The organism is Streptomyces sparsus (genome assembly GCF_054776295.1).
In genome coordinates, this window is record NZ_BAAHCA010000144.1 from 1 (window position 1) to 8,161 (window position 8,161).

The window sequence follows — 8,161 nt, forward strand, 5'->3', positions numbered from 1 at the left end:
GGTCTCGCTGGCCGCCATGCCTGCCGGGGGAGGCAGCTGGTGGCCGGTCGCGGCCGCCGCCGGCTACGCGCTGCTGGCCGGCAGCGCCGTCGCCAAGCCGCTGGACGGGCCCCTCGACTGGCTGGTGCCGCCCTTCTTCCGGATCGCCGAGTACACCGTTGTCCTGGTGCTCGCCGCCCGCTCCGACGTGAACGGCGCGTTGCCTGCCGCTTTCGGACTGGTGGCCGCAGTCGCCTACCATCACTACGACACGGTGTACCGCATCCGCGGTGGCACCGGGGCGCCCCCGACCCGCCTGGTGCGGGCGATCGGCGGACACGAGGGACGGACCCTCGCGGTGACGGTCGTCGTCGCCGTCTGGTCCGGCACAGCAGGTCTCACCATCGCGCTGTCGGCCCTTGCCGGGGCCCTGGCGCTGGTGGTGCTCGCGGAGAGCATCCGCTTCTGGGTGTCCTCCGGGGCACCCGCCGTACACGACGAAACAGGAGAACCCGCATGATCGGCCTCGTGCTGGCCGCCGGCGCCGGACGGCGTCTGCGTCCCTACACCGACACCCTGCCCAAGGCGCTGGTGCCGGTTGACGGCGACACCACCGTTCTCGACCTCACCCTGGGCAACTTCCGCGACGTGGGCATCACCGAGGTCGCCATCGTCGTGGGCTACCGCAAGGAAGCCGTCTACGAGCGCAAGGCCGCCCTGGAGCAGAAGTACGGCCTCACCCTCACGCTGATCGACAACGACAAGGCCGAGGAGTGGAACAACGCGTACTCCCTGTGGTGCGCGCGTGACGCCATCAAGCACAGCGTGATCCTCGCCAACGGCGACACCGTGCACCCGGTCTCCGTGGAGCGCACCCTGCTCGCCGCCCGCGGCGACGGCAAGAAGATCATCCTCGCGCTGGACACCGTCAAGGCGCTGGCCGACGAGGAGATGAAGGTCGTCGTCGAGCCCGGCAAGGGCATGCGCCGCATCACCAAGCTGATGGACCCGGCGGAGGCCACCGGCGAGTACATCGGCGTCACCCTCATCGAGGGCGAGGCGGCCGACGAGCTCGCCGACGCGCTGAAGGCCACCTTCGAGCGCGACCCCGACCTCTACTACGAGGACGGCTACCAGGAGCTCGTCAACCGCGGCTTCACGGTGGACGTCGAGCCGATCGGCGACGTCGTCTGGGTCGAGATCGACAACCACGACGACCTCGCCAAGGGCAGGGAGATCGCGTGCCAGTACTGACCCGACTGATCCCGTCCCCGCTGACGGTCGACATCCGGGCCGGAGCACTGGACGACCTGGCCAGCCTCCTCGCCGACCAGCGGATCTCACCCGCCGGCAAACTGGCCATCGCGATCAGCGGCGGCTCCGGGCAGGCGCTCCGCGACCGGGTGGCCCCCGCCCTGCCGGGCGCCACCTGGTTCGACTGCGCGGACGGCACCATCGACGGCGCGGTCCAGCTGGCCGACGAGATCAAGCGGTCCGGCCGCTACGACGCCGTGGTCGGACTCGGCGGCGGCAAGGTCATCGACTCGGCGAAGTACGCGGCGGCCCGCGTCGGGCTGCCCATGGTCGCCGTGGCCACCAACCTCGCCAACGACGGCCTGTGCTCACCCGTCTCCACCCTCGACAACGACGCCGGCCGCGGCTCCTACGGGGTGCCCAACCCGATCGCGATCGTCATCGACCTCGACGTCATCCGCGAGGCCCCGGTGCGCTACGTGCGGGCCGGGATCGGCGACGCCATGAGCAACCTCTCCGCGGTCGCCGACTGGGAGCTGTCCCACCGCGAGACCGGCGAGCCCTTCGAGGGCCTCGCCGCCGCGATGGCGCGCAGCGCCGGCGACTCCGTGCTGCGGCACCCCGGCGGCGTCGGCGACGACGACTTCCTGGTCATCCTCGCCGAAGCCCTGGTACTCACCGGCATCTCCATGTCGATCGCCGGCGACAGCCGGCCGGCGTCGGGTGCCTGCCACGAGATCTGCCACGCGCTGGACCTGCTGTACCCCAAGCGCTCGGCGCTGCACGGGGAGCAGTGCGGTCTGGGCGCGGCGTTCGCCATGCACCTGCGCGGCGCGCACGCCGAGTCCGCGCTGATGGCCCAGGTGCTGGGCCGCCACGGCCTGCCCGTGCTGCCCGGCGAGATCGGTTTCAGCGACGAGGAGTTCGTCGCGGCGCTGGAGTACGCGCCGCAGACCCGCCCCGGGCGCTACACCATTCTCGAGCACCTGGACCTGTCCACCGACCAGATCAGGGACGCGTACGCGGACTATGCAAAAGCCGTCAGTAGCTGAACTCCGGCCGGTCGTCCACCCCGAAGGGGTCAAGGACCGGCGCAGCGGTGAACACTGGGCCGGCCGGCTGTACATGCGGGAGATCTCGCTGCGCTGCGACCGGTACCTGGTGAACACCCGGATCACGCCCAACCAGCTGACGTACCTGATGGTCGTCGCGGGTCTCGCCGCCGGCACGGCCCTGCTGGTGCCCGGACTCACGGGCGCGCTCCTGGGCGCCGTGCTGATCCAGCTGTACCTGCTGCTGGACTGCGTCGACGGGGAGGTGGCCCGCTGGCGGAAGCAGACCTCCATCACCGGCGTCTACCTCGACCGGGTCGGCCACTACCTCTGCGAGGCGGCGCTGCTGGTCGGCTTCGGCGTCCGCGCGGCCGACGTCTTCCACCAGGAGGGCGCCGGCACGCAGTGGATGTGGGCGTTCCTCGGCACGGTCGCCGCGCTCGGCGCGATCCTCATCAAGGCCGAGACCGACCTCGTCGACGTGGCCAGAGGCCGCAGCGGCCTGCCCGCTGTCCAGGACGAGGCCGCCGTACCGCGTTCCTCCGGCCTGGCGGTGGCCCGCCGGGCCGCGGCCGCGCTGAAGTTCCACCGGCTGGTCGGCGGCGTCGAGGCCTCGCTGTTCATCCTCGCCGTCGCGATCGCCGACTTCGTCGCGGGCGGCCTGTTCTTCACCCGGCTCGGGGTGGCCGTCCTGGCCGCCGTGGCCGTGCTCCAGACCGTGCTGCACCTGGTGTCCATCCTCGCGTCCAGCAGGCTGCGATGACGGCCCCCGCACTACGGCTCGGGGCGGTGGTGCTCACCATGGGCAACCGCCCCGAGGAACTCCGCGCACTGCTGGCCTCCGTCGCGGAGCAGAAGGGCGACCCGGTCGAGGTGGTGGTGGTCGGCAACGGCGCGCCGCTGCCCGAGCTGCCGCAGGTCCCCGGCGGGCTGCGTACCGTCGAACTGCCGGAGAACCTGGGCATTCCGGGCGGCCGCAACGTCGGCGTCGAGGCGTTCGGCCCCGACGGAGGCGACGTCGACGTGGTGTTGTTCCTCGACGACGACGGGCTGCTGCCCGGCACCGACACCGCGGAACTGTGCCGGCAGGCGTTCACCGCCGACGAGCGGCTGGGCATCGTCAGTTTCCGCATCGCCGACCCCGACACGGGGGAGACCCAGCGCCGGCACGTGCCCCGCCTCCGGGCCGCCGACCCGATGCGCTCCTCGCGGGTGACCACGTTCCTCGGCGGTGCCAGCGCGGTCCGTACCGCGGTGATCGCCGAGGTCGGAGGGCTGCCCGCGGAGTTCTTCTACGCGCACGAGGAGACCGACCTGGCCTGGCGGGCGATGGACGCCGGCTGGACCATCGACTACCGCGCCGACATGGTGCTGCACCACCCCACCACCTCACCCGCGCGGCACGCGGTCTACCACCGCATGGTGGCCCGCAACCGGGTGTGGCTGGCCCGCCGCAACCTGCCCCTTCCGCTGGTCCCGGTCTACCTCGGGGTGTGGCTGCTGCTGACTCTCCTCCGCCGTCCCTCCCGCCCGGCGCTGCGCGCCTGGCTCGGCGGATTCCGCGAAGGCTGGGCGACCCCGTGCGGTCCGCGACGCCCGATGAAGTGGCGTACGGTGTGGCGCATGGCCCGGACGGGCCGCCCTCCGGTCATCTGACAGGCTGGGTCTGAGAACATCGGACTCCACGCCCCTGCAGAGTGAGGACGAAAGTTTCAACGTGAGCGAGTCCACGCACGACGGTGCGGTCGCTGTGAATGCGGAGAAGTCCCCCGACGACGGCCTGTCCCCGGCCGAGCTGGCGGCGAAGTACGGCCTGTCGGTCAGCGGGGCCCGCCCCTCGCTGCCCGACTACGTACGGCAGCTCTGGAGCCGCCGGCACTTCATCCTGACGTTCTCCCGAGCCAAGCTGCACGCCCAGTACAGCCAGGCCAAGCTGGGCCAGTTGTGGCAGGTGATGACGCCGCTGCTGAACGCGGGCGTCTACTTCCTCATCTTCGGCCTGATCCTCGACGCCGGGCGAGGAATGGACAAGACGGACTACATCCCGTTCCTGGTGATCGGGATCTTCGTCTTCACCTTCACCCAGAGCTCCGCGCTGGCGGGCGTGCGCGCGATCTCCGGCAACATCGGCCTGGTGCGGGCGCTGCACTTCCCGCGCGCCTCACTGCCGATCTCCTTCGCGCTCCAGCAGCTCCAGCAGCTGGTGTACTCGATGGCGATCGTCTTCGTCTTCGTGGTGGCCTTCGGGAACTACCCCAGGCTGTCCTGGTTGTTGATCCTGCCCGTCCTGGTGCTCCAGTTCGTCTTCAACACCGGACTGGCCCTCATCCTGGCCAGGATGGGCGCCAAGACCCCCGACCTCGCCCAGCTGATGCCGTTCGTGCTGCGCACCTGGATGTACGCCTCCGGCGTGCTGTTCAGCATCCCACTGATGCTGGAGGGCCGGGAGAACATTCCCGCCTGGGTCGCCGACGTGCTGATGTGGAACCCGGCGGCCGTCTACATGGACCTGATCAGGTTCGCCCTCATCGACAACTACGGTGACGAGTACCTGCCGCCGCACGTCTGGGCGCTGGCGGTCGGTTGGGCGCTGCTGCTCGCCGCGGTGGGCTTCGTGTACTTCTGGAAGGCGGAGGAGCGTTATGGCCGTGGCTGAGTCGACGAGCCCCACCAAGAGGAGCCCGCAGGACGTCGCGGCCGACCGGGTGCCGACCGTCATCGCGGACGACCTGCACATCGTCTACCGGGTCCACGGCGGTACCCGCGGCAAGGGCAGCGCCACCTCCGCGCTGAGCCGCATCGTGCGCCGCAGGCCCAGTGGCGCGATGCGTGAGGTGCACGCCGTCAAGGGGGTGAGCTTCACCGCATACCGGGGGGAGGCGATCGGCCTGATCGGCTCCAACGGCTCCGGCAAGTCGACGCTGCTGCGGGCCGTGGCCGGCCTGCTGCCGCCCGAGCGCGGCCGGGTGTACACCGACGGGCAGCCCTCGCTGCTCGGCGTGAACGCGGCCCTGATGAACGACCTCACCGGCGAGCGCAACGTCGTGCTCGGCGGCCTCGCGATGGGCATGAGCCGCGAGCAGGTGCGGGAGCGGTTCGACGACATCGTGGACTTCTCCGGCATCAACGAGAAGGGCGACTTCATCAGCCTGCCGATGCGCACCTACTCGTCCGGCATGTCGGCCCGGCTGCGGTTCTCCATCGCCGCCGCCAAGGACCACGACGTGCTGATGATCGACGAGGCGCTGGCCACCGGCGACAAGAAGTTCCAGCGGCGTTCCGAGGCCCGCATCCGCGAGCTGCGGGAGGAGGCCGGCACGGTCTTCCTGGTCAGCCACAACAACAAGTCCATCCGGGACACCTGCGAGCGGGTGCTCTGGCTGGAGAACGGCACGCTGAGGATGGACGGCGCCACGGAGGACGTGCTCAAGGAGTACGAGAAGTTCACCGGTAAGTAGCCGTCCGACCACCCGTAGCACCACCGGAGGCCCCCGCACCTGGCGGGGGCCTTCCGTCATGTGCCGGACACCACAGGCGGGCCTCCACCGCCTGGGGAGCAGGGCACGTAGACTTAACTGTGTCTGATTAGTCACATTCCGTCACGTGTGTGGCTTATCGGGTACCGACGGAGAGACGAGAGTTGTGACAGCGATGGCATCGGGCAGCCCGTGGTGAGCGCACCGACGGAACAGCAGATCGACGCGGTGCTCGACCAGGCGGCACGGGAGAACTTCCCCGTCGCCCCGGGCTTCCTGCCCCGCGACTGGCGGGACGGCCTGATGGCGGTCTACGGATTCGCCCGGCTCGTCGACGACATCGGCGACGGCGACCTCACCCCCGGAGGCGCGGACGCCCGGTCGCTGGGCGTCGCCGACGACCGCGCCGACGACCGAACCGCCCTGCTGGACGCCCTGGAGACCGACCTCCACCGCGTCTTCCGCTCCGCCGACGACCCGGCGGCCGAACCCCCCGGGCACCCCCTGCTGCGCGCGCTCACCCCCGTCGTCGCCCGGCACCGGCTCACCCCCGACCCCTTTCTCGCCCTGATCGAGGCCAACCGGCAGGACCAGGTCGTCACCCGCTACGCCACCTGGCAGGACCTGCTCGCCTACTGCGAGCTGTCCGCCAACCCGGTCGGACGCCTCGTCCTCGCCGTCACCGGCACCACCAGCCCGGAGCGGGTCCGCCGCTCCGACGCGGTGTGCACCGCCCTCCAGGTCGTCGAACACCTCCAGGACGTCGCCGAGGACCGCGCCCGGGGCCGGATCTACCTGCCGGCCGAGGACATGGCCCGGTTTGCCGTCGGCGAGGCCGACCTGGACGCGCCGACCGCCTCCGCGTCGCTGCGCGCCCTGATCGCCTGGGAGACCGAGCGGGCCCGGACGCTGCTCGACGAGGGCACACCGCTGGTCCGCAGCGTGCGCGGCCGGCTGCGACTGCTGCTGGCGGGCTTCGTCGGCGGCGGCCGTGCCGCGGCCGACGCGATCGCCGCGGCCGGCTACGACGTCCTGGCGGGCCCGCCCAGGGCCGGCCGGCTCACCCGCCTGCGCGAGACCGGGGCGGCACTTCGATGAGAGGAACGACCCGCACCGTGCCCCGCACCCCGTCCCTGTCACCGCCGGTACTCGCCGCCTACCGCTACTGCGAGTCCGTCACCTCGCAGCAGGCCCGCAACTTCGCCTACGGCATCCGCCTGCTGCCCGTTCCGGAACGGCGCGCGCTGTGCGCCCTGTACGCCTTCGCCCGGCGCGTCGACGACATCGGCGACGGTGAACTCACCTCCGAGGCCAAGCAGAGCCGCCTCGACGACACCCGGGCCCTGCTCGGGCAGATCCGGGCCGGGGAACTCGACGAGGACAGCACCGACCCCGTCGCGGTCGCGCTCGCCGACGCCGCCGTGCGCTACCCGGTGCCGCTGCACGCACTCGACGAGCTGATCGACGGCGTGCTGATGGACGTGCACGGCCGCGAGTACCGGACGTGGGAGGAGCTGCGCGAGTACTGCCGCTGCGTGGCCGGTGCCATCGGGCGCCTGTCCCTCGGCGTGTTCGGCACGGTGCCCGGCGCCGACACCGCCCGGGCCTCCGGGCACGCCGACACGCTGGGCCTGGCCCTCCAGCTCACCAACATCCTGCGGGACCTGCGGGAGGACGCCGAGAACGGCCGCAGCTACCTGCCGCGCGAGGACCTGGAGAAGTTCGGCTGCGAGGCCGGTTTCCACGCCGACACCCCACCCGCCGACGGTGACTTCACCGGACTCGTCCGCCACCAGACGCAGCGCGCCCGCGCCCTGTTCGCCGACGGGTACCGGCTGCTGCCGATGCTGGACCGCCGATCCGGCGCCTGCGTCGCCGCGATGGCCGGCATCTACCGCCGGCTGCTGGACCGCATCGACGCCGAACCCGAGGCGGTGCTGTCCGGCCGGGTCGCCCTGCCCGCCAGGCACAAGGCGCTGGTCGCCGCCCGCGGCCTCTCCGGCCTCGACGCCCGCGCCGCCCGCAGGACCACCGAGTGAGCGAGGGACCCGTGAGCGAGGGACCCGCCGACGCGGTGCGGAGCGCCGTGGTCGTCGGCGGCGGACTCGCCGGGGTGACCGCCGCGCTGCGGCTCGCGGACGCCGGGGTGCGGACCGAACTCGTCGAGTCCCGGCCCCGGCTCGGCGGTCTGGCGTTCTCCTTCACCCGCGCCTCCCCGGTGGGCGAACTGGCCGTGGACAACGGGCAGCACGTCTACCTGCGCTGCTGCGAGGCGTACCGCTGGTTCCTGGACCGGGTGGGGGGCCAGGACGCCGCACCGCTGCAACGGCGGCTGGACGTCCCCGTACTGCACGCGGACAGCGGCCGGCTGGGCCGGCTGCGCCGCACGGCGGCGCCGGT

10 protein-coding genes are annotated in these 8,161 nt (G+C 71.8%); all 10 read left to right on the top strand.

Translation table 11 applies throughout. The features are described from left to right. A partial coding sequence (locus ACYVE9_RS10125) for a DUF5941 domain-containing protein (protein ID WP_461027432.1) occupies positions 1–499 on the top strand: 499 nt, incomplete at its 5' end. Continuing rightward, positions 496–1,233, top strand: coding sequence for a phosphocholine cytidylyltransferase family protein (locus tag ACYVE9_RS10130; RefSeq protein ID WP_461027433.1), 738 nt, complete (start codon positions 496–498; stop codon positions 1,231–1,233). The genes ACYVE9_RS10125 and ACYVE9_RS10130, both read left to right, overlap by 4 nt. Then, positions 1,221–2,285: an iron-containing alcohol dehydrogenase family protein gene (locus tag ACYVE9_RS10135; RefSeq protein WP_461027434.1), complete on the top strand. Its 1,065-nt coding sequence runs from the start codon at positions 1,221–1,223 to the stop codon at positions 2,283–2,285. Before ACYVE9_RS10130 ends, ACYVE9_RS10135 begins: the two co-directional genes overlap by 13 nt. Beyond that, positions 2,263–3,048, top strand: a complete 786-nt coding sequence (locus ACYVE9_RS10140) for a CDP-alcohol phosphatidyltransferase family protein (protein WP_461027435.1) — start codon at positions 2,263–2,265, stop codon at positions 3,046–3,048. The genes ACYVE9_RS10135 and ACYVE9_RS10140 overlap by 23 nt, the downstream gene beginning before the upstream one ends. Then, positions 3,045–3,941, top strand: coding sequence for a glycosyltransferase family 2 protein (locus ACYVE9_RS10145; protein ID WP_461027436.1), 897 nt, complete (start codon positions 3,045–3,047; stop codon positions 3,939–3,941). Before ACYVE9_RS10140 ends, ACYVE9_RS10145 begins: the two co-directional genes overlap by 4 nt. 61 nt (positions 3,942–4,002) lie before the next feature. Continuing rightward, a complete protein-coding gene (locus tag ACYVE9_RS10150) occupies positions 4,003–4,941 on the top strand; it encodes an ABC transporter permease (RefSeq protein ID WP_461027437.1) in 939 nt (312 codons plus the stop codon). Next, complete coding sequence (locus ACYVE9_RS10155) at positions 4,928–5,743, top strand: ABC transporter ATP-binding protein (RefSeq protein ID WP_461027438.1); 816 nt, start codon at positions 4,928–4,930, stop codon at positions 5,741–5,743. Before ACYVE9_RS10150 ends, ACYVE9_RS10155 begins: the two co-directional genes overlap by 14 nt. Before the next feature lie 210 nt (positions 5,744–5,953). Then, positions 5,954–6,859 (top strand): squalene synthase HpnC, encoded by a 906-nt coding sequence (gene hpnC, locus ACYVE9_RS10160; RefSeq protein WP_461027439.1) that lies wholly within the window; start codon positions 5,954–5,956, stop codon positions 6,857–6,859. Then, positions 6,856–7,800 (top strand): presqualene diphosphate synthase HpnD, encoded by a 945-nt coding sequence (hpnD, locus tag ACYVE9_RS10165; protein ID WP_461027440.1) that lies wholly within the window; start codon positions 6,856–6,858, stop codon positions 7,798–7,800. The genes hpnC and hpnD overlap by 4 nt, the downstream gene beginning before the upstream one ends. Then, positions 7,797–8,161 (top strand): NAD(P)-binding protein (locus tag ACYVE9_RS10170; RefSeq protein WP_461027441.1); only part of this gene is annotated, 365 nt, incomplete at its 3' end. The genes hpnD and ACYVE9_RS10170, both read left to right, overlap by 4 nt.